The organism is Caulobacter sp. GW456-12-1-14-TSB4 (assembly GCF_059424195.1).
Window position 1 is genome coordinate 64,504 of record NZ_JBWKZF010000015.1, and the last position, 25,890, is coordinate 90,393.

General features: G+C 68.4%; 22 protein-coding genes. 15 read left to right on the forward strand and 7 right to left on the reverse strand.

Going from position 1 to position 25,890, the window contains the following annotated elements; genetic code table 11:
• The first annotated feature begins 72 nt into the window (after nucleotides 1–72).
• From AC07YH_RS15270 to AC07YH_RS15280, 3 genes are read left to right on the forward strand one after another with little or no spacing between them, the layout of a single operon-like run.
• Nucleotides 73–345 (forward strand): carboxymuconolactone decarboxylase family protein, encoded by a 273-nt coding sequence (locus AC07YH_RS15270; RefSeq protein ID WP_494747823.1) that lies wholly within the window; start codon nucleotides 73–75, stop codon nucleotides 343–345.
• Nucleotides 342–926: a reactive chlorine resistance membrane protein RclC gene (gene rclC / locus AC07YH_RS15275; RefSeq protein WP_494747824.1), complete on the forward strand. Its 585-nt coding sequence runs from the start codon at nucleotides 342–344 to the stop codon at nucleotides 924–926. The genes AC07YH_RS15270 and rclC overlap by 4 nt, the downstream gene beginning before the upstream one ends.
• Before the next feature lie 37 nt (nucleotides 927–963).
• A complete protein-coding gene (locus AC07YH_RS15280; RefSeq protein ID WP_494747825.1) occupies nucleotides 964–1,860 on the forward strand; it encodes a LysR family transcriptional regulator in 897 nt (298 codons plus the stop codon).
• 119 nt (nucleotides 1,861–1,979) lie between these two features.
• Here AC07YH_RS15280 and AC07YH_RS15285 read toward each other — a convergent pair whose 3' ends face one another.
• Complete coding sequence (locus tag AC07YH_RS15285) at nucleotides 1,980–2,267, reverse strand: hypothetical protein (protein WP_494747826.1); 288 nt, start codon at nucleotides 2,265–2,267, stop codon at nucleotides 1,980–1,982.
• A gap of 222 nt (nucleotides 2,268–2,489) precedes the next feature.
• Between AC07YH_RS15285 and AC07YH_RS15290 the strand changes: the two genes are divergently transcribed.
• Genes AC07YH_RS15290 through AC07YH_RS15300 form a run of 3 tightly spaced genes read left to right on the forward strand, consistent with a single transcriptional unit; the run spans nucleotide 2,490 to nucleotide 5,669 of the window.
• Nucleotides 2,490–3,101 (forward strand): glutathione S-transferase family protein, encoded by a 612-nt coding sequence (locus AC07YH_RS15290; protein ID WP_494747827.1) that lies wholly within the window; start codon nucleotides 2,490–2,492, stop codon nucleotides 3,099–3,101.
• Between the two features lie 23 nt (nucleotides 3,102–3,124).
• Entirely contained in the window at nucleotides 3,125–5,173 is a 2,049-nt protein-coding gene (locus tag AC07YH_RS15295; RefSeq protein ID WP_494747828.1) for a 2Fe-2S iron-sulfur cluster-binding protein, read from the forward strand.
• Between the two features lie 31 nt (nucleotides 5,174–5,204).
• Complete coding sequence (locus AC07YH_RS15300) at nucleotides 5,205–5,669, forward strand: nuclear transport factor 2 family protein (protein ID WP_494747829.1); 465 nt, start codon at nucleotides 5,205–5,207, stop codon at nucleotides 5,667–5,669.
• A gap of 23 nt (nucleotides 5,670–5,692) precedes the next feature.
• Here AC07YH_RS15300 and AC07YH_RS15305 read toward each other — a convergent pair whose 3' ends face one another.
• Entirely contained in the window at nucleotides 5,693–6,331 is a 639-nt protein-coding gene (locus AC07YH_RS15305) for a helix-turn-helix domain-containing protein (protein WP_494747830.1), read from the reverse strand.
• 159 nt (nucleotides 6,332–6,490) lie between these two features.
• Between AC07YH_RS15305 and AC07YH_RS15310 the strand changes: the two genes are divergently transcribed.
• From AC07YH_RS15310 to AC07YH_RS15345, 8 genes are all read left to right on the forward strand, one after another.
• Entirely contained in the window at nucleotides 6,491–8,497 is a 2,007-nt protein-coding gene (locus tag AC07YH_RS15310) for a serine hydrolase domain-containing protein (protein ID WP_494747831.1), read from the forward strand.
• Nucleotides 8,497–9,510 (forward strand): dipeptide epimerase, encoded by a 1,014-nt coding sequence (locus tag AC07YH_RS15315; RefSeq protein ID WP_494747832.1) that lies wholly within the window; start codon nucleotides 8,497–8,499, stop codon nucleotides 9,508–9,510. The genes AC07YH_RS15310 and AC07YH_RS15315 overlap by 1 nt, the downstream gene beginning before the upstream one ends.
• Entirely contained in the window at nucleotides 9,507–10,769 is a 1,263-nt protein-coding gene (locus AC07YH_RS15320) for a peptide MFS transporter (RefSeq protein ID WP_494747833.1), read from the forward strand. The genes AC07YH_RS15315 and AC07YH_RS15320 overlap by 4 nt, the downstream gene beginning before the upstream one ends.
• A gap of 173 nt (nucleotides 10,770–10,942) precedes the next feature.
• Nucleotides 10,943–13,180, forward strand: a complete 2,238-nt coding sequence (locus AC07YH_RS15325; RefSeq protein ID WP_494747834.1) for a TonB-dependent receptor — start codon at nucleotides 10,943–10,945, stop codon at nucleotides 13,178–13,180.
• Between the two features lie 4 nt (nucleotides 13,181–13,184).
• A complete protein-coding gene (locus AC07YH_RS15330) occupies nucleotides 13,185–14,240 on the forward strand; it encodes an N-acetyltransferase DgcN family protein (RefSeq protein WP_494747835.1) in 1,056 nt (351 codons plus the stop codon).
• Nucleotides 14,237–15,352, forward strand: a complete 1,116-nt coding sequence (locus tag AC07YH_RS15335; RefSeq protein WP_494747836.1) for a YkvI family membrane protein — start codon at nucleotides 14,237–14,239, stop codon at nucleotides 15,350–15,352. The genes AC07YH_RS15330 and AC07YH_RS15335 overlap by 4 nt, the downstream gene beginning before the upstream one ends.
• Nucleotides 15,349–16,908, forward strand: a complete 1,560-nt coding sequence (locus AC07YH_RS15340; RefSeq protein ID WP_494747837.1) for a serine hydrolase — start codon at nucleotides 15,349–15,351, stop codon at nucleotides 16,906–16,908. Before AC07YH_RS15335 ends, AC07YH_RS15340 begins: the two co-directional genes overlap by 4 nt.
• Before the next feature lie 99 nt (nucleotides 16,909–17,007).
• Nucleotides 17,008–17,523 carry a MarR family transcriptional regulator gene (locus AC07YH_RS15345; protein ID WP_494747838.1) on the forward strand — a complete coding sequence of 172 codons (516 nt, stop codon included), beginning with the start codon at nucleotides 17,008–17,010 and terminating at the stop codon, nucleotides 17,521–17,523.
• Here AC07YH_RS15345 and AC07YH_RS15350 read toward each other — a convergent pair.
• The 4 genes from AC07YH_RS15350 to AC07YH_RS15365 form a co-directional block, all read right to left on the reverse strand.
• Complete coding sequence (locus AC07YH_RS15350; protein WP_494747839.1) at nucleotides 17,520–19,025, reverse strand: PepSY-associated TM helix domain-containing protein; 1,506 nt, start codon at nucleotides 19,023–19,025, stop codon at nucleotides 17,520–17,522. The genes AC07YH_RS15345 and AC07YH_RS15350 overlap by 4 nt on opposite strands.
• The gene (locus tag AC07YH_RS15355; RefSeq protein WP_494747840.1) at nucleotides 19,025–19,588 is read right to left on the reverse strand and encodes a hypothetical protein; all 564 of its coding nucleotides are present in this window, start codon (nucleotides 19,586–19,588) and stop codon (nucleotides 19,025–19,027) included. Before AC07YH_RS15355 ends, AC07YH_RS15350 begins: the two co-directional genes overlap by 1 nt.
• Nucleotides 19,585–21,912 carry a TonB-dependent receptor gene (locus AC07YH_RS15360; protein ID WP_494747841.1) on the reverse strand — a complete coding sequence of 776 codons (2,328 nt, stop codon included), beginning with the start codon at nucleotides 21,910–21,912 and terminating at the stop codon, nucleotides 19,585–19,587. The genes AC07YH_RS15355 and AC07YH_RS15360 overlap by 4 nt, the downstream gene beginning before the upstream one ends.
• 93 nt (nucleotides 21,913–22,005) lie before the next feature.
• The gene (locus AC07YH_RS15365) at nucleotides 22,006–22,908 is read right to left on the reverse strand and encodes a LysR family transcriptional regulator (protein WP_494747842.1); all 903 of its coding nucleotides are present in this window, start codon (nucleotides 22,906–22,908) and stop codon (nucleotides 22,006–22,008) included.
• Nucleotides 22,909–23,004: 96 nt separating this feature from the next.
• On the opposite strand from AC07YH_RS15365, the gene ilvD reads away from it, so the two are divergent.
• On the forward strand, nucleotides 23,005–24,852 hold the full coding sequence (ilvD, locus tag AC07YH_RS15370) for a dihydroxy-acid dehydratase (protein ID WP_494747843.1): 1,848 nt from the start codon (nucleotides 23,005–23,007) through the stop codon (nucleotides 24,850–24,852).
• Between the two features lie 3 nt (nucleotides 24,853–24,855).
• Here the strand turns inward: ilvD and AC07YH_RS15375 are convergent, their stop codons facing one another.
• The gene (locus tag AC07YH_RS15375) at nucleotides 24,856–25,818 is read right to left on the reverse strand and encodes a LysR family transcriptional regulator (RefSeq protein WP_494747844.1); all 963 of its coding nucleotides are present in this window, start codon (nucleotides 25,816–25,818) and stop codon (nucleotides 24,856–24,858) included.
• Between the last annotated feature and the right edge of the window lie 72 nt (nucleotides 25,819–25,890).

Genomic DNA, 25,890 nt, shown 5'->3' on the forward strand with positions numbered 1-25,890 from the left:
CATGACTGGAATGGATATCGCAAATAGATCGGCGCGGGCGTCGGCGAAGTCGGCAAGCTCAGCCCCGGGACGGTGCAAGGCTATGTGGCCCTCAGCCAGGCCGGCGCCAAGACCAACCTGCTGGACGCCAAGACCCGCGAACTGATCTCGCTGGCCGCCGCCGTGTCCCTGCGCTGCGACGGCTGTATCACGGTTCACGCCGAGGAAGCCCGCAAGCAGGGCGCGACCAAGGAAGAGATCGCCGAGGCGCTGGGCGTGGCGGTGGCCATCGGCGCCGGGGCCAGCCTTGTCTACACGACCCGCGCGATGGACGCGTTCTCCGAAGCCGTGAAGGCCGCGTCGTGAGGGCGCTGGTCCGTCAGGGGCTCGGCGTCATCGCCGGGCCCGCCTCGCATCGCGTCGGCATCGGCGCGATGAAGGTCGCCATCGCCGTGATCTTCCTGTGGATCGGGGCGCTGAAGTTCGTGCCCTACGAGGCCGACAGCATCACCCCGTTCGTGGCCAACAGCCCGGTGATGTCGTTCTTCTACAAGCGCCCGGACCAGTACAAGCCGCACCTGACTCATGAGGGGCAGCTCAAGCCGGCCGAGCGGGCTTGGCAGAACGCCAACAACACCTACGGCTTCTCGAATGGCCTGGGCGCTGTCGAGCTGGTCATTGGCGGCCTGACCTTGGCGGGGTTGGCCTCGCGGCGGTTGGGCTTCGTCGGCGCGGGCCTGGCGTTCCTGACGCCGGTGGTGACGCTGTCGTTCCTGATCACCACGCCCGAGGCCTGGGTGCCAGCCCTTGGTGACGCCCAGCACGGCTTCCCGTATCTCTCCGGAGCCGGACGTCTGGTGCTGAAGGACACCGCCATCATGGCCGGAGCCTGGCTGGTCCTGGTCGACACGGCGCGAGGCCTTCTGGCCTCGGACGGCCGGCGCTGACTATAACCACCGAGACTCGGGAACAGGGGGCGGGCTGATGGATCGCTGGCAGGCGATGAGAGTGTTCGTGAAGGTCGCCGAGACCAAGGGCTTCGCCGAGGCCGCGCGGCACCTGCACATGAGCCCGCCCGCCGTGACCCGCGCGGTCGCGGCGCTGGAGGAGACCATCGGCGCGCGCCTCTTGGTGCGCACCACACGCTCGGTGACCCTGACCGACGCCGGCGCGCGGTTCTTCGAGGACTGTTCGCGCATCCTGGCCGACCTCGCCGAAGCCGAAGCCAGCGCCGCGGGCAGCTTCGCCACTCCCAGCGGCACCCTGACCATCACCGCCCCGGTCATGTTCGGCCACCGCTACATGCTGCCGATCATCATGGACTACCTGGCCGAACATCCCCAGGTCAGCATCCGCACCCTTTTCGTCGATCGCATGGTCAACATCGTCGAAGAGGGCGTGGACCTGGCGGTGCGGATCGGCAACCTGCCCAATTCCGGCTTCAGCGCCCTGCGGGTCGGGGCGGTGCGCCGGGTGGTCTGCGGTTCGCCCGCCTATTTCGAGAAGCACGGCGCCCCGGCGACTCCGGCGGATCTGGCCGACCACGCGGTGATCTCGGCGACCAGCGCCTGGGCGTCGACCGAGTGGCGCTTCGGGCAGGACCAGAAGACCGTGGTCCACGTCCATCCGCGCCTCTACTGCAACACCAACGACGCGGCCTTGCAGGCGGCGAGCAGCGGGTTCGGTCTGACGCGGGTGCTGTCCTACCAGGTGGCGCCGGCGCTGGCCTCGGGCGAACTTCAGACCGTGCTCTCGGCCTTCGAGGAAAGCCCGCTGCCCGTCCATCTGGTCCATCCCGAGGGGCGGCACGCGCCGGCCAAGGTGCGCACCTTCCTCGACTTCGCCGCCGAACGGCTCCGCGCGGACCGCCGCATCAACTAGCTACAGCAGGCCCATCCACGAGATCGCGTCGACCGTCTGGCCCTCGGCCAGTTTCGAGAAGATCTCATGCAGGCAGCGCTTGGCGCGCCAGCGGCGAAGGAAGGGAAGGCGGAGCATCTTCAGTCCTCCTCCGTCAGCGCCGCGATCGCCGAGACCTCGCCGTCCCGCAGACCGACATGCTCAGCCTGGCGCCGCGCCGCGATGGTGCATTCGCCGGCGCGCAACCTGAGCGCCAGGGTGATCGCCGCCTCGGCCTGGATGTCGAAGCTGCGGCCCGCGCGGGCGGCGTCGATCTCGTCGCCGGTCAGGCCGGCGCGCGAGGCGTCGGCGGCCAGGCTCTCGACCGTGTCCTGAGACAGGGCCAACCGAACCTGGAAGGCCAGCCGTGGGGGCAACTCGCTACTCATGATCGTCTCCGGGGCGTTGGAACGTCTCGAAGATGACCGTCATCGATCGCCGCAAGAACGGCGAACCTCAGGAATGGATTGTTCCGGTTTCCGGAATGCGGACCATTCCACGGCGCGGAACAGTGCCTTCCCCCCGTCGCGGCTTCAGCGGAGGCGGCCGATGCGGTGTCCTGGCCCAATCGGATGGACGCCGTGTCCAGCCGCTCTCCAAAGGACACGACGATGCGCCTCCACACGTTTCCGCTTTCGGGCCACGCCCACCGCGCCCATCTCTTCCTGTCGCTGATCGGCGCGGACTTCGAGCTGGTCCAGGTGGACCTGGCCGGCGGCGCGCACAAGACGGCCGCGTTCCTGAAGCTGAACCCGTTCGGCCAGGTGCCGGTGCTGGAGGACGGCGACGTCGTCATCTCGGACTCCAACGGCATCATGGTCTATCTGGCCAAGAAGTACGGCAAGACCGAGTGGCTGCCGGAGGGCGCCGTCGAGGCCGCCCAGGTTCAGCGTTGGCTGTCGGTCGCCGCTGGTGAGCTGGCCTACGGCTCGGCCGCCGCCCGCCTGGTCACCGTGTTCGGCGCCAAGCGCGATCCGGACGAAGTCATCGGCCGCGGCCACGCCCTGCTGACGATCCTCGAGGGCCTGCTGGCCCAGCAGGACTGGCTGGTCGCCGGCCGTCCGACCATCGCCGACGTGGCGCTCTACAGCTACACGGCCCGCGCGCCCGAGGGGAATGTCGATCTCGAGCCCTATCCGGCCGTCCGCCAATGGCTGGCCCGCGTCGAGGGCCTGCCGGGTTTCGTGCCGTTCGCCCGCACGCCCGCCGGCCTGGCCGCCTAGCGTCGCGCGCCAGGGAGCGGGCCATGACCACGATCGAAAAGCCCTCTCCCTGGCATCGCGGTGAGGTCGCGATCCAGCGCAGCATCGGCGTCGACGCGAAGATGGAGGCGCTGGGCCGCCGGATCATCCGCGACTTCCTGCTGGACCAGCATCGCGAGTTCTTCCCGCAGCTGCCGTTCCTGGTGGTCGGCAGCGTCGATCCAGCCGGCGCGCCGTGGGCGACCATCGTCGCGGGGCGGCCGGGCTTCATCAGCTCGCCCGACATCCACACCCTGGCGATCGACGCCGTGCGCCAGCCCAGCGATCCCGCCGACGCGGGCATGGAGGACGGCGATCCGGTCGGCCTGCTGGGCATCGAGCTGCACACGCGTCGCCGCAACCGCATGAACGGCACGGTGTGTCGTCAGCCTTACGGCTTCGACGTGGTCGTGGGCCAGAGCTACGGCAACTGTCCGCAATATATCCAACTGCGCGACTTCGCGGTGGTCGCCGACCCGGCCGCGCCCTATGGCGGCGAGGTCGAGACCTTCGACACTCTCGACGCCGACGCCCGCCGGATGATCGGCGCGGCCGACGCCTTCTTCGTGGCCTCCTACAGCGAGGAGGCCGGCCGTCAGGTCGATGTCTCGCACCGGGGCGGCAAGCCCGGCTTCGTGCGGATCGGCGAGGACGGCGTCCTGACCATCCCCGACTTCGCCGGCAACCTGTTCTTCAACACGCTGGGCAATATCAGCCTGAACGGCAAGGCGGGCCTGGTGTTCGTCGATTTCGCCAGCGGCGAGCTGCTGCAGATGACGGGCGAGGCCGAGGTGATCCTGGACTCGCCCGAGATCGCCGCCTTCCAAGGGGCTGAGCGCCTGTGGCGCCTACGCCCGACCAAGGTCGTCCGTCGGCGGAACGTCTTGCCGGTCCGCTGGATCGATCGCGCGGGCGGCGCTTCGCCGAACGCTCTGATCACCGGCGACTGGGACGAGACGGCCGCGCGGCTGAAGGCGGCCGAGCTGGCGACGCAGTGGCGGCCGTTCCGGGTCAGGAAGGTCATCGACGAGAGCACGACGATCCGCTCATTCGAGCTGGAGCCTGCGGATGGGGTGGTGGCCATCCCGCACCTTGCCGGCCAGCATTTGCCGATCCGCGTCCAACTGCCAGGGAGCGAAAGACCGGCGATCCGCACCTACACCCTGTCGGTCGCGCCGTCTGACCCGTTCTACCGGATCAGCGTCAAGCGCGAGGGCGCGGTCTCGCAGTACCTGCACGACCATGTCCATGAAGGCGACGTGATCGAGGCCCGCGCCCCGGCCGGCGACTTCACGATCGACGCCCTGGAGAAGCGCCCGGCGGTGCTGCTGGCCGCCGGCGTCGGCATCACCCCGATGATCGCCATAGCCCGGCACATCCTGTTCGAAAGCTTCCGCAAGCGCGGCGCCCGGCGGACCTGGATCTTCCAGGCCGCGCGGACCAAGGCCGAGCGGGCGTTCGACGAAGAGCTCGCGGCCCTGGTCGAGGCCGGGCAGGGGGCGTTCCACCTGACGCGCATCCTCAGCGACACCGAGGGCGCGGAGCCCGACGACTACGATCTGCTGGGCCGGCTGGACATCGACGCACTGCGGACCGAGCTGCCTTTCGACGACTATGACTTCTACCTGTGCGGCCCGCCGGCCTTCATGCAGGCGGTCTATGACGGCCTGCGCGGCTTGAACGTCGCCGACAAACGCATCCACGCCGAAGCGTTCGGTCCGGCCTCGATGCAGCGCACGCCCGACGTGGGCGCCGCGCCGGCCCCAGCAGGTCCACCGCCAGCGACGACCTCCAAGCCGGTGTTCTTCATGGAGTCGTCCAAGGAAGCCCGCTGGGAGCCTGGCTCGGGCACGCTGCTGGACCTGGCCGAGGCGCGCGGCCTGCAACCCGAATTCAGCTGCCGGGCCGGGACCTGCGGCTCATGTAAGACCAAGATCGTACAAGGCGCCGTCGCGTATCTGACGCAACCTGTCGCCCAGATCGCCAACGACGAGGCGCTGATCTGCTGCTCGGTCCCGGCGGCCGAGGGGCAAGCGCTGCAATTGGCCCTCTGATCCCTATCTACGCCTCAGACCAGGAGTTCCCATGTCCCGCCCGCCTCTGCCGCCGTTCACCCGCGAAAGCGCCATCGAGAAGGTCCGGCTGGCCGAGGATGGCTGGAACAGCCGCGACGCCGCCAAGGTCGCGCTCGCCTACACCACCGACACCCGCTGGCGGAACCGGTCCGAGTTCCTGAACGGCCGCGACGAGGCCCAAGCCTTTCTGGAGCGCAAGTGGAACAAGGAGCTGGACTACCGGCTGATCAAGGAGCTGTGGGCGTTCGAGGGCAATCGCATCGCCGTCCGCTACGCCTATGAGTATCATGACGACAGCGGCAACTGGTTCCGGGCCTATGGCAACGAGAACTGGGAGTTCGACGCCGACGGCCTGATGCGCCACCGGCACGCCAGCATCAACGAGCAGCCGATCGCCGAGGCCGACCGCAAGTTCCGCTGGCCGCTGGGCCGCCGTCCGGACGACCATCCGGGTCTCAGCGATTTCGGCTTCTAGGCCTTCATCAAGCGCGACAGCGCCTAGCGCTGCGCCGCCTTCTGGTCCTCGTGGATGTCGAGGAGCACCTTCATCAGCTCCTCGTCTTCACTGGACATCACGCCCAGCACCTCGGCCTCGTCGCAGCCTTCGGCGGCGAGGTAGGCGTGGCCCATGCTGCTGTCGATATAGATCGACTGGCCTTCCTCCAGCACCACCGGATCGTAGAACTCGGTGTTCACGACGATCCGGCCCTTCAGCACGAAGATGAATTCTTCGCCCGCGTGGTGGACGAGATCGCCGAATTGCTCGGCGCTCTTGGCGCGGATCTTGGTGATCACCGGGATCATCCGCTTCCCGCGCAGTTCGGTGCATAGATAATAGTAATCGTAGTTCGGGGTCTGGACGCGCACGGCGCGCTCGACATCGCCCAGGCTGCGGCGGGCCATGACCGCCTGGGGCGGGCTCGAGGTCTCTTCCGCGAACAGCTCCGACATCCGCATGCCCAGCCGTTGGCTGAGCTGCTGCAGCTTGTCGTAGGTCAGGGTCAGGCGATCGTGTTCGACCTTCGAGAGCGTCGAGACGGGGATGCCGCTCTTCTCGCTCATCTGCTTGAGGGTCCAGCCCTCACGGTCTCTCAGTCCACGAAGCAGGGTTCCGAGCGTGTGGACATTAGCAGGCACGCGCCGCGACTCCTTGAAGGCGGTTGACGAATTTTCCAATCAGGATAGCAATTGTCCTGATCAGGATTGTTGCTCCCAATTTATCGGCTTGGCCGTGCGGGGGCAATCCTGCCGTCAGGCGAGGGGAGAGAACGCATGCGGGGGATCAAGGGAGCAGCAGTGGCGATAGTCGCGCTGCTGGCGGGGCTGGGCTCCGCGCAAGCACAGACGCGGCAGGAAACGGCGACGCCGCCGGTCGCCAAATCGGTTGTGGCGGCCAAGCCCGCTGCGGTCGCGCCCATTGCGCCATCGACGGCGCCGGGCCTGACCAAGGCCGATGTCGATCTCTGGCTGGACGGCTACATGCCCTATGCTCTGCGCACGGGCGACATCCCCGGCGCGGTGGTCACGGTGGTCAAGGACGGCCAGATCCTGACGACGCGGGGCTTTGGCTACGCCGATCGCGACAAGCGCACGGCCGTTGATCCCTACAAGACCCTGTTCCGCCCGGGCTCGATCTCCAAGCTGTTCACCTGGACGGCCGTGATGCAGCAGGTCGAGGCCGGCAAGATCGACCTCGACGCCGACATCAACCAGTACCTCGACTTCAAGATCCCCGCCTATCACGGCAAGCCGATCACCACGCGGCAGCTGATGACCCACACGGCCGGCTTCGAGGAAGTGGCCAAGGCCCTGATCTTCTACGGTCAGCCTGAGCCGGTGCTGGGCGACTATCTGAAGAAACACCTGCCGCACCGCATCTTCGACGCGGGGACCACGCCGGCCTATTCGAACTATGCCACGGCCCTGGCGGCCTACATCGTCGAGCGCGTGTCGGGCGAGAAGTTCAACGACTATCTCGACCGCCACGTGACGGGCCCGCTGAAGATGGCCAACACCACCTTCCGCCAGCCGCTGCCCGCCAATCTGAAGGGCACGGACTCGATCGGCTACTCCAAGCCCGGCAAGCCTCCTAAGGGCTTCGAGATCGTCGGTCCGGCCCCGGCCGGCGCGGCCTCTTCGACGGGCGCGGACATGGGCCGTTTCATGATCGCCCACCTGCAGGGCGGCGAGCTGGACGGCGCGCGCATCCTGTCGGACGAAACGGCCCGTACGATGCACTACAGCCCGCTGGACAAGGTCGATCCCAAGTCGCTGATCCCGCCGCTGGACCGCATGGAGCTGGGCTTCTTCCAGACCTCGATCAACGGTCGCTACGTGATCGGCCACCTGGGCGACACCGAGGGCTTCCACTCCTCGCTGCACCTCTACATGGATGAGCATGTCGGCCTGTACCTGTCGGTGAACAGCGGTGGTCGTCAGGGCGCGGCGGGGACTCTGCGCACGGCTATCTTCCGTGATTTCTCGGACCGCTATCTGCCCTATGCCGGCCCGGCGGACGGCAAGATCGATCCCAAGGTCTCGGCCGAGCACGCCAAGGCCATGGCCGGTCCCTGGTGGGCCAGCCGCCGCGCCGACAGCAGCTTCCTGTCGCTGTTCTACGCCGTGGGCCAGGCCAAGATCGCCGTCGGTCCCAAGGGCGAGCTGGTCATCCCCAGCGTGCTGGGTCCCAACGGCCGTCCCAAGGAATGGGTCGAGATCGCGCCCTATGTCTGGCGCGAGGTCGGCGGCCACGATCGCCTGGCCGCCCAGGTGGTGGACGGCAAGCCGGTTCGCTGGAGCTGGGACTTCGGCTCGCCGTTCATGGTCTTCGACCGTCCGCCGGCGGGCAAGGACATGAGCTGGGTGCTGCCGGCGATGATCGCCAGCCTTGGCGTCGTGCTGCTGACCTTCCTCTACTGGCCGGTCGTGGCCCTGGTGCGCCGCCGTTACAAGACGGCCGTCGACATCTCGGGCAAGGCCCTGACCGCCTCGCGGGCTTCCCGCATCGGCGCCGGCCTGCTGGTGGCGCTGCTGATCGGCTGGGTCGTGGGCATGTCCAAGCTCACCGCCAGCGCCGCCGCCATGGCGGGCGCCATGGACGGGGTCATGCTGCTGCTCCAAGGCCTGGGCTGGTTGGTCTTCCCGCTGGCGGTGGTCACGGCCGGCTGGAACGCCTGGCTGACCTTCACCGACGGCCGCGGCTGGGCGCGCAAGCTGTGGAGCGTGCTGCTGCTGCTCTCCACGCTGCTGCTGTTCTATGTCGCCCTGGTCTTCCACCTGCTCGGCATGTCGGTGAGCTACTGATGGGCCGGCTGACCCTGGACATCGCCAGCGAGACCCTGCGGCTGGCGCAACCCTTCCGCATCGCCGGCCACGTCTTCGACACGTCCGACATCATCGTCGTGACCCTGTTGGAAGGCGGCCGGCGGGGCAGGGGCGAAGCGTCCGGGGTCTTCTTCCTCAAGGAGACCGTGGACGGCATGCGGGCTCAGCTCGAAGCCGTCCGCGAGTCCATCGAGGCCGGGCCCACGCGGGAGGCGCTGCGCTTCATCCTGCCGCCCGGCGGAGCCCGCAACGCCGTCGACTGCGCCCTGTGGGAGCTGGAAGCGGCGCGGACAGGCCTGCCGGTCTGGCGGCTGGCGGGGCTGGACGCGCCCCAGCCGCTGCGCACCACCTTCACCCTCGGGGCGGATACGCCTGAGGCGATGGCCAAGGGGGCGACGGGATACGTCCAGGCCAAGTCGATCAAGATCAAGCTGACCGGCGACCTAGCCCTGGACCAGGCGCGGGTGCGGGCCATCCGCGCCGCGCGGCCGGACGCCTGGCTGGGTGTCGATGGCAACCAGGGCTTCGTCCGCGCCGATCTCGACGCTCTGGTCGAGACCCTGGTCGAGGAACGCGTCTCGCTGCTGGAGCAACCCCTGGCGCGCGGCCGCGAGCACGAGCTGGAGGGCTTCGACAGCCCGATCCCGCTCGCCGCCGACGAAAGCTGCGTGTCGCTGGCCGAGGTGGCGGCGATGTCGGGCCGCTTCCAGGTGATCAACATCAAGCTCGATAAATGCGGCGGGCTTACCGAGGGCCTGCTCATGGCCGCCAAGGCGCGGCGGTTGGGCCTGGGCGTCATGGTCGGCACCATGGTCGGCACCAGCCTGGCGACGGGTCCCGGCTTCGTGCTGGGGCAGGTCTGCGATCTGGTGGATCTCGACGGCCCGACCTTCCTGGCGAAGGACCGGCCGCCCGGCGTCGTCTATAAAGACGGTACGGTCTGGGCCGGCGAGAGCGTCTGGGGCGCGCCGGCCGCATTGGTCGCCGCATGAGTACGAGGCATCTCGACGCCTCGCCGTGGTTTGGTCAGCCGCGCGGCCTGACCATCCTGTTCCTGACGAACATGTGGGAGCAGTTCTCCTACTTCGGCATGCGCGCGCTGCTGGTCTACTACATGACCAAGGAGCTGCTGATCGCCCAGGGGACCTCGTCCCTGATCTACGGGACCTATACGGCTTGCGCCTATTTCACGCCGATCGTCGGCGGGGCGATCGCCGACCGGCTGCTGGGCAAGCGGCGGGCGATCATCATCGGGGCCAGCGTCATGGCGCTGGGCCACTTCATGATGGGCTTCCCGAACCTGCTGTATGTCGCCCTGGCCACCATCGCCCTGGGCAACGGCCTGTTCCTGCCGACCCTGCCCAGCCAGATCAACGACCTCTATGCCGAGGGCGATCCTCGGCGCGGCTGGGCCTACAACGTCTATTATCTGGGCATCAACATCGGCGGCTTCCTGGCGCCGCTGCTGTGCGGGACTCTGGGCGAGCTGTTCGGCTGGCACGTCGGCTTCGCGGTGGCGGGCTTCGGTATGCTGGCCGGCCTGCTGATCTATCTGTGGGGCCAACGCTACCTGCCGGCCGAGCAGAAGATGACCAAGGAGACGCCAGCCCCCAAAGGGCGGATGGGCATGCAGACCGTGCTGGCCCTGGCGGGCGTGGCGCTATCGGTCACCGTCTTCCGCGGGGCCTACGAGCAGGCCGGCAACACCGTGGCCCTGTGGGCCGACGCCGGGGTGGACCGGGCGCTGGGATCCTGGACCTTGCCGATGACCTGGTTCCAGTCGCTGAACCCGCTGCTGGTCATGGCCATGACGCCGATGCTGCTGGCCGGCTGGAAGAAGCGAGCCGACGGCGGCAAGGACACTTCTCCGGCCCAGCGCATGGCGACTGGGGCGCTGATCGTGGCCGGAGCCTTCCTGCTGCTGTGCGCCGTCGACGCGTTCAGCGGGGGCAGGGCGCACTGGCTGTGGCTGGTGGCCTTCTTCGGCATCTACACCTTCGGCGAGCTCTTCATCCTGCCGACGGGCCTGGGCCTGTTCGCGCGCCTGGCCCCGCCCGGGTTCGGCGCGACCACGGTGGCGGCTTGGTACCTGACCATCTTCGCCGGCAGCCTGAGCGCCGGCCTGGTCGGGACCCTGTGGAGCCGGATGAGCCATACGGCCTATTTCGTGCTGCTCGCGGGGCTGGCCGTCACGGCCGCGATCCTCCTGCGTCTGATCGATCCTTGGGCGCGCAAGGCCGAGGCGGGCTGACCGCACGATTGGCGTTGACAATTCTCTGATTGGGATAACAGTGTCCTAATTAGGATTACATTTGCGTAATGGGTATGGCCGAGCACGGAAAGATCCGAGCGGCCTCAGCGCGCTGCGGAAGGGGCGAGTCTCTCCCCAGGGGCCGCGAGCGCGCATCAACGAGGGGGAATGAAATGAAGCTCAATCGTGCAGCCCTGCTGATCTCCAGCGCCGTCGGCGCCCTGATGATGCAGACCCCGGCCTTCGCGGCCGATGAGGCGCCCAAGCCGGCGTCCACCGTCGAGGAGATCGTCGTCACCGCCCAGAAGCGGGAACAGACACTGATCGACATCCCGCAGGCGATTTCGGTGGTGTCGGGGGACACCCTCGAGGCCCATCAGGCGTCCAACTTCAGCGACTATCTGAAGCTCGTGCCTGGCCTGCAGCTGGTCCAGAGCACGCCCGGCCAGGGCCGCCTGGTCATGCGCGGCGTCAACACCGGCGGCGTCGCCTCGACCGTGGCCGTCTATATGGACGAGACGCCGTTCGGTTCGAGCAGCGCCCTTGTGAACGGCGCGGTGCTGGCCGGTGACTTCGACACTTTCGACGTCGCCCGCATCGAAGTGCTGCGCGGCCCGCAAGGCACGCTGTATGGGGCCAGCTCTATGGGCGGCCTGCTGAAGTTCGTCACTAACACGCCCGACACCGGCGGCTACTTCGCCCGGGCGCGCGCGGGCGTCGAAGGCGTCAAGGGCGGCGACGCCTCGTACAACGCCAACGCCATGGTCAACATCCCGCTGGGCGAGACCGTGGCCTTCCGCGCCTCGGGCTCGTACCGCAAGGTCGGCGGCTTCATCGACTCGATCGGGACCAGCGGTTCGGACGTCGAGGAGAACATCAACGACGCCAAGATCTATGGCGGCCGCGCCTCGCTGCTGTTCAAGCCGACCGAGGCCTTCGACCTGCGCCTGACGGCCGTGGTCCAGAACATCAAGGCCGACGCCCCGACCGTGGTCGAGAGCGATCCCAACACCTTGAAGACCCTGTATGGCAAGCCGACCCTGTCGCAGTACGTGCCGGCGTTCTCGGATGTCGACTACCGCGTCTACAACGCCGTGCTGAACTACGACCTGGGCTTTGGGACGCTGACGTCGTCCAGCAGCTACACCAAGCTGAACCAGACCAAGCGCGACGACGCCTCGTTCAACCTCAGCGGCCTGATCAAGGCGGCGCTGGGCCCGGCCAACGACCTCTATCTGGGCCAACTGACCAACAATCGGAAATATACCCAGGAAGTGCGCCTGGCCTCGAACGCGGGCGCCAAGTTCGACTGGATGGTCGGCGGCTACTTCACCGACGAGAAGGGTCTGATCTTCCAGGAATATGTCGCGGTCACGCCGGGCACCCTGAACAAGATCACCACCTTGCCGAAGCTGGCCGAGGTGAACCTGAGCTCGCGCTACAAGGAGTATGCGGGCTTCGGTAACGCCACCGTGCACCTGACCGACAAGGTCGATATCGATCTGGGCGGGCGCTACAGCCACAACAAGCAGACCGCCGCCCAGACCGCTTCGGGCGTGCTGGCCGGTGGGACGCCGGTCAATACCGGCCTGAAGTCGTCGGATAACGTCTTCACCTATTCGATCGCGCCCAAGTACAAGCTGGATGACAACCGCGCGATCTATGCCCGTGTCGCCAAGGGCTATCGTCCTGGCGGTCCGAACGTGATCCCGCCCAGCGCCCCGGCGGGCACCCCGTCCAGCTTCGCGCCGGACAAGGTCACCAGCTATGAGGCCGGCTTCAAGGGCGAGAGCGCCGACCACCGCCTGACCCTGGACGTGGCGGCCTTCCACATCGACTGGAAGGGCATCCAGCTGCTGACCGTGGTCAACAACTTTGGCATCAACGCCAACGGCGCCAACGCCAAGAGCGACGGCGTCGAGTTCAACGCCACGGCGCGCCTGGAGGGCGGCCTGACCCTGTCGGCCAACGGCGCCTATACCGACGCCAAGCTGTCGGGCGACACCAGCGCCCTGGTCGGCGGCAAGAAGGGCGACCAGCTGCCCTTCACGCCCAAGCTCAGCCTGGGCTTCAACGGCGACTACAGCTGGAACGTCGGCGACAAGCAGGCCTATGTCGGCGCCTCGCTGCGCGTGCTGGGCAAGCAGAGCGGGGCCTTCGACGCCACCTATCGCGCCGCCCATAGCAGCCAGCGCAAGGTGCCGTCCTACGAGGTGGTCGACCTGCGGGCCGGGATCGACTTCGGCAAGGTCGACCTGGAAATCTACGCCAAGAACGTGACCGACGCCGACGGCAAGACCTCGACCTCGACGATCCTGGCCAACGGCTCGCCGGTCTATCCGGGCGGGGCCATGGGCACGGGCGTGATCCGGCCGCGCACGATCGGCGTCAGCCTGACGGCCGGCTTCTGATCGCATGACCGCCATCGCCAGAGCCACACGTGACGAGGCGACTGAGGAGGTCGGCGGCCTGCCGTCGCCCTACCTGCTGTTCCTCGGCGACACGGTCGAGCCCGGCTACGCCAAGACCGCGTTCGGCCTGCGCGACTGGGTCGGCGAACGTTGCGTCGGCGAGTTCGTCCTGCCTGGGGCTCGGGTCAGCACGGGCCTGCCGGCCTTGGCGCCGGCCCAGGCCGTGGCCGAGGGCGCGCGCGGCCTGGTGATCGGCGTCGCCAATGCCGGCGGGGTGATCCCGTCGAGCTGGATCGCCGGTTTGGTCGAGGCGCTGGAGGCGGGGCTGGACATCGTCTCGGGCATGCACGCCAAGCTCGGCGACATCTCCGAACTGAAGGCCGCCGCTGAACGGACCGGTCGCCGGCTGATCGACGTGCGCACGCCGCCATCAGGCATCCCGGTCGGCTCGGGCAAGCCGCGCTCGGGGCGTCGGATCCTGACGGTCGGCACCGACTGCGCCTTGGGCAAGAAGTATGCGGCCCTGGCCATCACCCGAGGCTTGAAGGCGCGAGGCGTGGACGTGGACTTCCGCGCCACCGGCCAGACCGGGATCATGATCGCCGGCGCGGGCATGCCGATCGACGCGGTGGTCTCCGACTTCATCGCCGGGGCGGCCGAGATGCTCAGTCCCGCCGCGCCGGCTAGCCACGTCGATGTGATCGAAGGGCAGGGGTCCCTGATGCATCCAGCCTATGGCGCGGTGTCGCTGGGGCTGCTTCACGGCAGTCAGCCAGATGTGTTCGTGGTCTGCCACGAGCCCGGCCGCACGGATGTCCTGGGCTCTCCTGGCTATGTCCTGCCGTCGATCGAGGCGGTGATCGAGGCGACCATCCTGATGGGCCGGGTGACCAGTCCGAACATCCGCTGCGCGGGGATCAGCCTCAACACCGGCAAGCTGTCGCCCGAGGCCGCTCAGGCCGAGATCGAGGCGGTCGCCGCGCGGCTGGGCCTGCCGGTCGCCGATCCATTGCGCGGTGGGCCCGCGTTCGAACGGCTGCTGGACGCCTGCCTAGCATGACCGCCAAGGGCTGGTTCAGCCGCTGGCTGCTGCCCGGCCTGGCGTTCAAGGCCGCCGTCATCGGCGGCGGCTACGCCACCGGCCGCGAGATCGCCGAGTTCTTCCTGCCCGCCGGTCCGTGGGGCGGCCTCGTCGGCCTGACGCTGGCGACGCTGATCTGGAGCGGCATGTGCGTCCTGACCTTCCTTTTCGCGCGAGCAACCGGGGCGCGGGACTATCGGAGTTTCTTCCAGGCCCTCTTGGGACGCGGCTGGATCGCCTTCGAGCTGGCCTACGCCTTCTTCGTCATCATCGTGCTGGCCGTGTTCGGCGCGGCGGCGGGCGAGATCGGCCACGCGGTGTTCGGCGCGCCCAAATGGGCCGGAATGCTGGCCCTGCTCCTGGCCGTCACGGGCTTCGTCGCCTTCGGCAGCAAGGTGGTCGAGCAGCTGTTCGCCTGGGTCTCGATCCTGCTTTACGGCGTCTACGCGCTGTTCTTGGTGCTGGCCCTGACCACCTTTGGCCATGACATCGCCGCCGCGTTCTCGGTCCCGGTCCCGGTCGGGACGGACGCCCTGGTCGGCGGGACCACCTATGCCGGCTACAACATCATCGGGGCGGTGATCATCCTGCCGGTGACCCGCCACCTGCTGAGCGACCGCGACGCCATCACCGCCGGTCTGATCGCCGGGCCGCTGGCCATGATCCCGGCCTTCGTCTTCTTCGTCTGCATGTGCGCCTACGCGCCGGAAGTCAGCGGCGCGGCCCTGCCTTCCGACGTGCTGCTGGCCAAGCTGAACCTGCCGATCTTCCGGATGCTGTTTCAGCTGATGGTGTTCGCGGCCCTGCTGGAGAGCGGCACGGGCGCGGTCCACGCCATCAACGAGCGCGTCGCCGGGGCCGTCCAGGCGCGGATGGGCCGGACGTTCGGCGTCCGAGCGCGCGCCGCCTGCGCCATGGCGCTGCTGGTCTTCTGCATGGTGTTGGCCGAGAAGGTCGGGCTGGTCGGCCTGATCGCCGGCGGTTACCGCTTGCTGGCCTACGCCCTGATCGCGCTCTACGTCGCGCCGCTGGCCACGATCGGCCTCATCCGTCTTTCCAAGCGTCCCGCCTTCCAGCCGGAGGTCCCATGATCAGCCTCGTCCTCGCCGCCGCGCTCGCTTCCGGGGCGGTCGTCCAGCCGCCCAAGGGCTTCGACGCCCATGTCGAGGCGCTACGCACGAGGGTCGGCGCGCCGGGCCTGTCGATCGCCATCGTCGACGAGGGCCAGACCGTGCTGGCCAAGGGCTATGGCGTGCGCAAGCTGGGCGACCCGGCCAAGGTCGACGCCGACACCCTGTTCATGACCGGCTCGACCGGCAAGGCCTTCACCACGGCGGCCCTGGCCACCCTGGTCGACGCCGGGAAGCTTGCCTGGGACGACAAGGTCGCTGACCGCCTGCCGGGCTTCCAGATGTACGACCCGTGGGTGACGCGCGAGCTGACCGTGCGCGACCTGCTGGTCCACCGCAGCGGGCTTGGTTTGGGGCAGGGCGACCTGCTGTTCGTGCCGCGCAGCAACATCCCGCGCGCCGAGGCCGTGCGTCGCCTGCGCTATCTCAAGCCCGCCACCAGCTTCCGCAGCGGCTACGCCTACGACAACGTCCTCTACATGGTCGCCGGCCAGCTGATCGAGGCCGTCACCGGCCAGACCTGGGAGGCCTATACCCGCGACCACGTGCTGGTCCCGGCCGGCATGAGCGCCTCGACCACCGACGAGCGCCGCTTCGACAACGCCAACCGCGCCCAGCCGCACGCCAGAATGAACGGCGGCCTGCGCGGGGCGGGCGACCAGGAGGTTCTCGACGAGCGCGACGAGCTGGCCCGCAGCGCCGCCCCGGCCGGCGGCATGGCCGTCAGCGCCAACGACATGGCCAAGTGGCTGAAGCTGCAACTGGCCCACGGCGCATTGCCCGACGGCCAGCGGCTGTTCAGCGAGGCCCAGTCCAAGGCCATGTGGCAGCCGACCGTGATCGAACCGGTCGACCGCGTCTCGCCCGGCATGGAGGTCACCAAGCCCAACTTCCAGGCCTATGCCTTGGGCTGGCAGATCCAGGACTACCGCGGAACCCAGATCGTCTGGCACAGCGGCGCGGTGCTGGGTTTCAAGACCGTGGTGGTGCTGATCCCGGACCGCAATGTCGGCTTCTCCATCGAGCTGAACAGCGAGGACGGCGAGCTGCCGCGCGGCCTGATGCTGGAGCTGCTGGACCACTATCTGGGCCTCAAGCCCGAGCCGTGGGGCGAGCGCTATATCGCCTACAAGAAGCAGCTGATCGCCGGGGCGCTGAAGACCCTGGGCGGCGTGCAGGCCAAGCCGGCCGGCGTCGGGCCTTCGCTGCCCGTGGCCAAGTACGCGGGGACCTATGCCGACCCCTGGTACGGCGACATCGCGGTGACGCAGGACGAGGGCGGTTTGCGCATCGACTTCAAGTCCACCCCGCGCATGACCGGCAAGCTGGAGCACTGGCAGTACGACACCTTCGTCACCCGCTTCGACGACAAGACCCTGGAGCCGGCCTATGTCACCTTCGGCCTCAACGCCGACGGCGGCGTCGAGCGGGTGACCATGAAGGCCGCGTCGCCGATCGCCGATTTCAGCTGGGACTATCACGACCTGCTGTTCACGCCGAAGGCCGCCGTCCAATAGGATTTCTCAAATCGGGCATAAATTCTCTGATCGGAGAATTTCGTTGATCGTCAGGGGTTTCCGCGCTTAACTTCCCCGGTCTCGGGGGAGGAGGCGCGGATGAACCAGCTCAGGCCCGGATCGCTTCAGCCCTCACGGACGAGCCCGGCCCCGCGCCACGATGTCGAGGCCGATCTGGCGATCATGGCGCGGCTGGAGGGCAAGCCGCTGCCGACCGTGGCCGAGCTGGCCCAGATGCTGGACGTCTCGCAGACCACGGCCTTCCGGATCATCACCCGCTTCAAGCAGAGCGGCATGCTGAAGGTGGTCGATCGGGTGCGGCTGCCGGTCGATGTCTGCCACTGCATCGCCGACCTGCGCACGCGCCTGACCGACGGCGCGGCGCTGGACCGGTTGGAGGCGCGGCTGCGCGACGATCCGTGCGTGTCGCGGGCGGCGGCGGTGACGGGCCGGCACAGCTACCGCGTCACCGCCCTGCATCGCGGCATGGCCGAGGCCAATGCCTGGTTCCGGACCCTGCTGACCGAGGACGCGGTCATCGACGGCGCGCTGCTGTTCTGCCGGCCGATCATCGACCGCCAGCACTACGCCAAGGCCCTGACCGGCGGCGGCTAGGTCGTCGGCCGCGACAGTCGCACGCTCAGCGCCAGCAGCGCGGCGGCGGCCAGGAAGCCGAGGTCCACGGCCCAGGCGACGGGATCGGCGAACCGCCCGCCGTTCAAGGCGATGTGGACCACCGCCACGCCCGCGAACAGAGCGGCCGACAGCAATCGCAGCCGCGTCGAGATCACCGGCGGCGTCCAGACGATCGCCGCGCCCATGCTGGCCAGGGTGGCGAGACCCCAGACGGCGACTGGCGGCGCCGGCGCGAACAGCGAGACCAGGGCCGAGGCGGCGTAGGCGACGGGTTGGCTCCAGACGAAGGCGATCCAGACCCGTTCCCAGCGCGGGGCTGGGCGGCCCTTGTCGCGTCGGCGGGCCAGCCAGATGGCGACGCCGCTGGAGGTCACCGACGTCAGGCCCAGGCCCAGCAAGAAATAGGCGACCTTGACGGGCCAGCCCCCGAACCAGCCGAAGTGCAGCGGCGTCATCGCCCCCAGCACGCGGAGACCGACCGAGCCGCTCTCGTAGCCGACTTCGCCCCGGATCTTGCCGTCGCCGTCGACGATCACGGTCTCGCCGCGCGACAGGCGGCCCTCGGTCAGGACGTTGACGCTGGCGTGCTGGCCGGTCTCGCCGGGGTGCTCGACATAGAGGTAGGTCGCGCGGCTGTCGGGATAGCGGGCCTTCACGGCGTTCAGCGTCGCGGCGATGTCGATGACCTTGGCGGCCGGACGCGGATCGTCGGCCACGGTCGGGCCTCGGAACAGGGCGTAGGCCTTGCTGGTGTCGCCCTTAAAGGTGGCCACGGCCAGGACGCCGACGATGATCACCGTCAGGCCCAGGAAGGCGCCGGTTAGCGAGACGACGAGGTGGAACGGCAGGCCCCAGACCGAGATGCGGTTGTGCAAGTCGGCCTCCTGTAGGCGCTTGGAGCCGCCCCAGCGGAAGGCGAAGGCGTCCTTGAACACGCGCGGATGCGACAGCACGCCGGAGACCAGCGAGGACAGCAGCGCCACGCCCGTCAGGCCGACGATGAAGCCGCCCCAGGCGCGGGGCAGGTGCAGGACGGTGTGCAGTTCCGCCTGGAACGTGCTCCAGGGCAGCTTTTGCTCGCCCACCAGCTTGCCGGTCGCGTCGGCGACGTAGGTATGCTCGGCGCCCTTGGCGTCGTCGCCATGGACCGACAGGCGCGGCGCGGCGGGTTCGGGCAGGCGGATGAAGAGGTCGTGGGCCTTGGGGTTCTTGGCCAGCACGGCGCGGAAGGCGGCGTCGGCGGCTTGGGGCGAGGCGTCGTGCAGCACGGGTCCGGCCGGCTGTTCCCAGCGGTTGAACTCGTAGGTGAAGACGGCGATCGAGCCCGAGAAGCAGACCAGATAGATCAGGGCCGCGAAGGCCAGGCCCAGGGCCGAGTGGCCGGCCAGCATGGCGCGGACGAAGTCGGCGGGGACCTTCGGCCAGATCGGTTTGCCAGCGCTCTTGGGCTTGGCGCGAACAGTGGCGGTCGAGCCGTCCATCACAGCGCTCCCTTCAGGAAGGCCGCGCCCAGGGTCAGGACCGAAACGCCGGCCAGGACGCCGAAGGCGCGCAGGATCTTGTCGTCGGACAGCGTCCAGGCCATGCCGCCGGCCCACAGGAACGGCACCATCAGGCCGCCGATGACCATGCGGCTCTGGATCTGCCCCGGCGCGCAGATGGCGACCGCCAAGCCGCAGCCCAGCGCCGCGATGCCGGCCAGCGGACCTGCCAGGAAACCACGCAGCCAGCCGCGCCAGACGACGCGGCGGCGATCGGAGGGCTCGGGCGCCAGCTCGCGCGCGGCCTTTTTCCTGGCGTTGCGCCGCTCGACTCCAGCGCCAACGAAGGCAAGAGCGACCGTCGAGGCGATGGCCAGCATGGCCGAGGGCCCGCGCACGGCGCCCAGCAGCGGGACCGAGGCGGCGATGGCCAGGACCAGAAGGCCCCAGCCGCCGAGGATCAGCCACGGCCGTTCAGGGCGCGCTTCGTCCCAAGCCCGCTTCAGCAGATAGACGCCCGCCAGCGGCAGGGGCGCCAGCGCCAGACTCCAGAGCGGGCTCACCAGCGGGTCTCCAGCGTCAGGCCGACCACGCGCGGCTCGCCCAGCATCGATACCGGGATGTCGGTGCGGGTGTATTGGCTGTAGGTCGCGTTCAGCAGGTTCTTGCCATAGACGTACGCGCCCAAGTGTTCGCGCTCGTAGCCGAAGCGGCCGTTGAACAGTAGGCGGCCCTTGACCACCGAGTCCTGGGCCTGGTCGATGCCGGCGGCCGAGAACGAGCTCGACTTGTAGCTGCCGTCCAGGTGGGCCACCCAGCCGTTCAGGCGGTAGTCGCCGCCCAGCGCCACGGTCCATTGCGGGGCGTAGGGGAACTCCGAGCCCGACAGGTTGCGGTTGTCGTCGCCCGCCGTGATCGTGAACTCTTCGAACTTGGTCTTGGTGTGGCCCAGCGAGGCGTACCAGGAGAGCTGCGTGCTCAGCTGCTGGGCGACCTCCAGCTCGAAGCCGTAGAGGTGCGACTTGCCGGCGTTCTTGACCTCGTAGTCGTAGGCGTTGAGGCCCAGATTGACGATGACCTGCTGGTCCTTCCAGTCGGTGTAGAAGGCGTTGGCGTTGATCGTCAGGGTCCCGTCCAGCCAGGCCGTGCGCAGCGAGGCCTCGTAGTTCCAGGTGTATTCCGGCTCATAGGCCGCGACGCTGGAACGGGCCTGGTTCACCGTCGAGCCGCCCGAGCGATAGCCGCGCTGGGCCGTGAGGCTGGTGTTGATGTCCGGCGTCCATTCGTACTTCAGGCCGGCTTTCGGCAGGAAGGCGTTGAACTTGCGGGTGTTCTCCGGGGCCGAGGCGTTGGCCTGGGCGATCATGCCGGCGACGAAGGCGTTCACCTGGGTGACGTACGGCGCGTAGGGACCGAAGGGCGCCGGGGTCGGATAGGTCCCGGCGAAGATCGCGGTCTGCTTGGTGCTGCTGGTGTTTTCTTCGTGGTCGTAGCGGAAGCCCCCCAGCAGCGAGAGCCTGTCGGTCAGGGCGAAGCTGGCATCGGCGAAGATGGCGCTGGTGTCGATCGTCGAGGGCTGGTCGCCGGAATAATCGACGGGGATCACCGGCAGGGCGGCGATGTAGAGGTTGGCGAAGCCGTTGGCCTGGGCCGCTGCGGCTGCCTGCTGGGCGGGTGTGGGCGACGGCACGCCGGTCAGCAGGGTGGAGGTCAGCACGTTGACCAGCGTGGCGCGCGGGAACGGCACGTTGGTGCGGCTGACCGAGAAGTCCTTGGCGTCGCGCTTGGCGTGATAGAGGCCGATCAGGCCCTTCAGCCGTTCGCCCTCGTAGTTCAGGCGGACTTCCTCGGACGTGGTCTCAGTGGCCGTGTCGCGGGCGCCATACGAGCTGGCGACCGGGGTGAAGTCGAAGTCGATCGTGGCGTCGGTCTTGACCTTGTTCCACGAGACGATGGCGTTCAGCGTCAGGGCGTCGGACAGCTTGTAGCTGCCGTCCACCGTGAAGATGTCGGACTTGGAGTTGGTGCGCGAAGGCGTGTCCGACAGGTCGACGCGATGGTCGTAATAGTCGGGCCGGTCGGTGCGCGAATAGGTGAACTGGTAGCCGGACTCGCGCTTGTTGTGGGCGTAGGTGGTGATCACCTTCAGCCCGGGCAGGGCGGTCGGCGTATAGAGCAGCTTGCCGCGCACATAGAGGTTGTCGACGGCCTCGATGTCCTGCTTGAGGATCGGGTTGTAGACGAAGCCGTCGCTCTCCTTCTTCTGCACGGCGACGCGGAAGGCCAGCTGGTCGGCGACGATCGGGCCGCCGCCGGCGATGCCGACCGTACGCTCGTCGCCGCTGGCCAGGCCGACGCTGGCGCGGAAGCTGGGCGTGTAGGTCGGGTTGGCCGAGGTGATGATCACCGCGCCGGCCAGGGAGTTGCGGCCCTGCAGGGTCGATTGCGGGCCCCGGAAGACTTCGACCTGGCCGATGTCCCACAGCTCCAGCGGGCCGCCGAAGGTGGCTTCTAGCGGCAGGGCCGCGCCGTCGACATAGACGGTGGCCAGGCCCCCGGTGCCGCCGCCCGAGACGTTCATGTTGCTGACGCCGCGGATCGTGAAGCCGGTCTTGCCGTAGGTCTCGCTCATGTTCGCGGTGCGGGCGACCACGTCATAGAAGGTGCGCAGGTTCTCGCGCTCGATGCGGGCGGCCGTGGTCACGGCCACGCTGCTGATGGTCTGCTGCAGTGAGCGGGAGGCCTTCTCGCCGGTGACGATGACGGCCTCGACGGCAGTCGCCTGGTCGGCGACGGGCGCCGGCGCGGCGGGCGTCTCCTCGGCGGCGGCGGCGTGAGCCAGGGCCAAAATCCCAAGCGAGCAAGCGGTCAGCAGCGAACGGCGCATCAAATCCCCCAGTCAAAACAGGAGGAGGGCGCTACTTTAGATAAAAATGAGAGTCAATCTCATTCGCAAAATGACGCCAGGGTGGCGAGGCTGCTACCGGGCGGTGTCCTCCAGCAATTCCAGGAGGTTGGCCAGGGTCGGGGTAAGGTCGTCACGCCGCCAGGCCAGGCCCGTCTCCAGCATCGGCGCGGCGCCGGCCAGCGGGACGTAAGCGACGCCCGCCCGCGCCAGGTTGCGCAGCGAGGCCGGGACTAGGGCGATCCCCAGGCCGCTGGAGACCAGGCTGATGATGGTCTGCATCTGGATGGCCTCCTGGACGATCCGCGCCGTCCCGCCCAGCGACGCGAAATAGCCGGTGACCAGGTCGTGGAAGGCCGGGGCCACGTGCTTGGGGAACAGGACCAGCGGCGAGGCCAGCACCTCGGCGCTGGAGAGCTCGGTCTCTCGGGCGATGCGGCCGTCCTCGATCCAGGCGCTGGGCACGGCGGCGACCAGCGGCTCGCGCAACAGGCGGCGGTAGGCCAGGGCCGGCGGCAGCGGCTGGTCAGCGGGCGGGATGATAATGCCAGCGTGGCGCTCGCCGCTGACGATGGCCGGGATCTGCACGTCGCTGGTGGCCTCGAACAGGCGGATCTCGACGTCCGGATAGGCCTGGGAATAACGCCGCACCAGCGAGGGCAGGACGCTGTAGTCGGCGGTGCTGACGAACGACAGGGCCAGATAGCCGGTCTGGCCGTCGCGCATCCGCTGGGCCAGGGCGGGCAGGCCGTCCAAAGCCGCTAGGGCCTCGAGCACATGCGGCAGCCACTGCTCGCCCAGGGCGGTGAGGCGGACGCTGCGCTTGGTGCGCTCGAACAGCGGCGCGCCCAGGTCGCGTTCCAGGCTCATGATCGACTGGCTGAGGGGCGGCTGGGTCATGCCCAGGCGCTCGGCGGCGCGGCCGAAGTGCAGCGTATCGGCCACCGCGGCGAAGTGGCGAAGCTGGCGGGCGTCCATCTGATATCTCGTGCGACCTAATGGCGATGAACTAATATATTTTGCGAGCGGGCGGAACGGGCCTAAATAACCACACCGCCGACATTGAGATTTCCCATGCCTCCCTATCGTTCACGCACCTCGACCCACGGCCGCAACATGGCGGGGGCCCGCGGCCTCTGGCGCGCGACGGGCATGAAGGACGAGGACTTCGGCAAGCCGATCATCGCTGTGGCCAACAGCTTCACCCAGTTCGTCCCGGGCCACGTGCACCTGAAGGACCTGGGCCAGCTGGTCGCTCGCGAGATCGAAGCCGCCGGGGGCGTGGCCAAGGAGTTCAACACCATCGCCGTCGACGACGGCATCGCCATGGGCCACGGCGGGATGCTGTACTCCCTGCCCAGCCGCGAGCTGATCGCCGACAGCGTCGAGTACATGGTCAACGCCCACTGCGCCGACGCCATCGTCTGCATCTCCAACTGCGACAAGATCACGCCCGGCATGCTGATGGCCGCCATGCGGCTGAACATCCCGGTGGTCTTCGTCTCGGGCGGGCCGATGGAGGCCGGCAAGGTGCAGATCAAGGGCCAGATCCGCGCGCTGGACCTGGTCGACGCCATGGTCGTGGCCGCTGACGACAAATATACCGACGAGGAGGTCACCGCGATCGAGAAGGCCGCGTGCCCGACCTGCGGTTCGTGCTCGGGCATGTTCACCGCCAACTCGATGAATTGCCTGACCGAAGCCCTGGGCCTGTCGCTGCCCGGCAACGGCTCGGTCCTGGCCACCCACGCCGACCGTGAGGCCCTGTTCAAGGAAGCCGGCCGCCTGGTCGTCGACCTGTGCGAGCGCTGGTACGTGCAGGAAGACGTCACGGCCCTGCCGCGCGGCATCGCCACCCGGGCCGCGTTCGAGAACGCCATGAGCCTGGACATCGCCATGGGCGGCTCGACCAACACCGTGCTGCACCTGCTGGCCGCCGCCCAGGAAGGCGGGGTCGACTTCAAGATGGAGGACATCGACCGCCTGTCGCGTCGCGTGCCCTGCCTGTCGAAGGTGGCGCCGGCCAAGGCCGACGTGCACATGGAGGACGTCCACCGCGCCGGCGGCGTCATGGCCATCCTGGGCGAGCTGGAGCGCGGCGGCCTGATCGACGCCACCCAGCCGACCGTCCACGCCACCACGATGGCTGAAGCGTTGGCTCGCTGGGACATCGGCCGCACCAACAGCGCCACGGCCCACGAGCTGTTCCGCGCCGCGCCGGGCGGCAAGCCGACCCAGATCGCCTTCAGCCAGGCCGCGCGCTGGGAAGAGCTGGACCTGGACCGCGAGAAGGGCGTCATCCGCTCGGTCGAGCATCCGTTCTCGAAGGACGGCGGCCTGGCCGTGCTGTTCGGCAACCTGGCCCCCGAGGGCTGCATCGTGAAGACGGCCGGGGTCGATGACTCGATCCTGACCTTCCGGGGCACCGCCCGCGTGTTCGAAAGCCAGGAAGACGCCGTCAGCGGCATCCTGGGCGGCAAGGTCGTGGCCGGCGAGGTCGTGGTGATCCGCTACGAAGGCCCCAAGGGCGGACCGGGCATGCAGGAGATGCTGTACCCGACCACCTATCTGAAATCGAAGGGCCTGGGCGCGGCCTGCGCGCTGATCACCGACGGCCGCTTCTCGGGCGGCACCTCGGGCCTGTCGATCGGCCACGTCTCGCCGGAAGCGGGCGAGGGCGGCCTGATCGCCCTAGTCGAGACCGGCGACTCCATCCTGATCGACATCCCCAACCGGGGCATCACGCTGGAGGTGTCTGACGCGGTCATCGCCGAACGTCGCGAGGCCCAGCTGGCCCGTGGGGCCAACGCCTGGAAGCCGTTGGACCGCAAGCGCGAGGTCTCGCCGGCCCTGCGCGCCTACGCCGCCATGACCACCAACGCCGCGCGTGGCGCGGTGCGTGACGTCAGCCAGGTCGAGTAGAGGCTACAGCTGGGCCGCTGCTTGCCGGCAGAGGTCCAGCAGCCAGCCATTGGGCGAGTCCGCCGCGTCGCTGGCCCGCAGCACCGCGCCGAACGGCGTGGGCGGCGGCGCGTTCGGCGGCTCGACCATGAACACCTTGCCCCGATCGGCGGCCAGCTGGGCCAGGCGGCGGGGCAGGATGCAGGTCATATCCGAGCGACCGACCATGTTCATGGCGCTGAACGAGTCCTGCACCGTGAACGGCTGATAGGGATTGTCGCCCAGGGCGTAGGTCTCGCCCCACGAGGTGATGCGCTTCAGGCCCAAGTGCCCGGACGAGGTGCGGTCCGGATCGTCATCGCCGCCGCCGGTGACGCCCAGGCGCGGCAGGCTGGCCAGGATGTCGTAATCGATGCCGGCCGCGATCATCGGATGGTCGCCGCGCACCACCCAGACGCCGGTCTCCTCGAACAACTCGCTGTAGGAGAAGCGGCCAGGGATCGCCTCGAAACAACCGATCACCATGTCCAGCCGCCCGGTGTCGAGATCCTCGGTCATGCCGGCATAGAGGTTGTGGAAGTGGATCCTGACGTTCGGCGCGTTGGTGATCACCTGCTCGGCGATCAGCGGGCCCAGGACGTAGGAAATATAGGTCCCGGCCGCGATATTGAAGGTGTGCGCATCGACCGCCGGATCGAAGCGCTGGTTGGTGACGGCGGTCTCCAGCAGCTTCAGGGCCGTGCGGGCGGTGTCGGCGATCTCCAGCGCGCGGGGCGTGGGCCTAAGGCCCGTCTGGCCCCGGACGAAGAGGTCGTCGCCGACCATCTCGCGCAAACGGCGCAGCGCGTGGCTGACGGCGGATTGCGACAGGCCCAGGCGCTCGCCGGCGCGTGTGGCGTTCTTCTCTTCCAGCAGGGTGACGAACACCCGGAAGAGGTTGAGGTCGGCGGTTCTAAAATTCACGGCATTCATGGCTGTCGTGAACATATATCATTTCCCTCATGACAGACAGGGTTCTATTTGACCGGCCAAGGTTCGCGATCCGAACGGACCTCGACG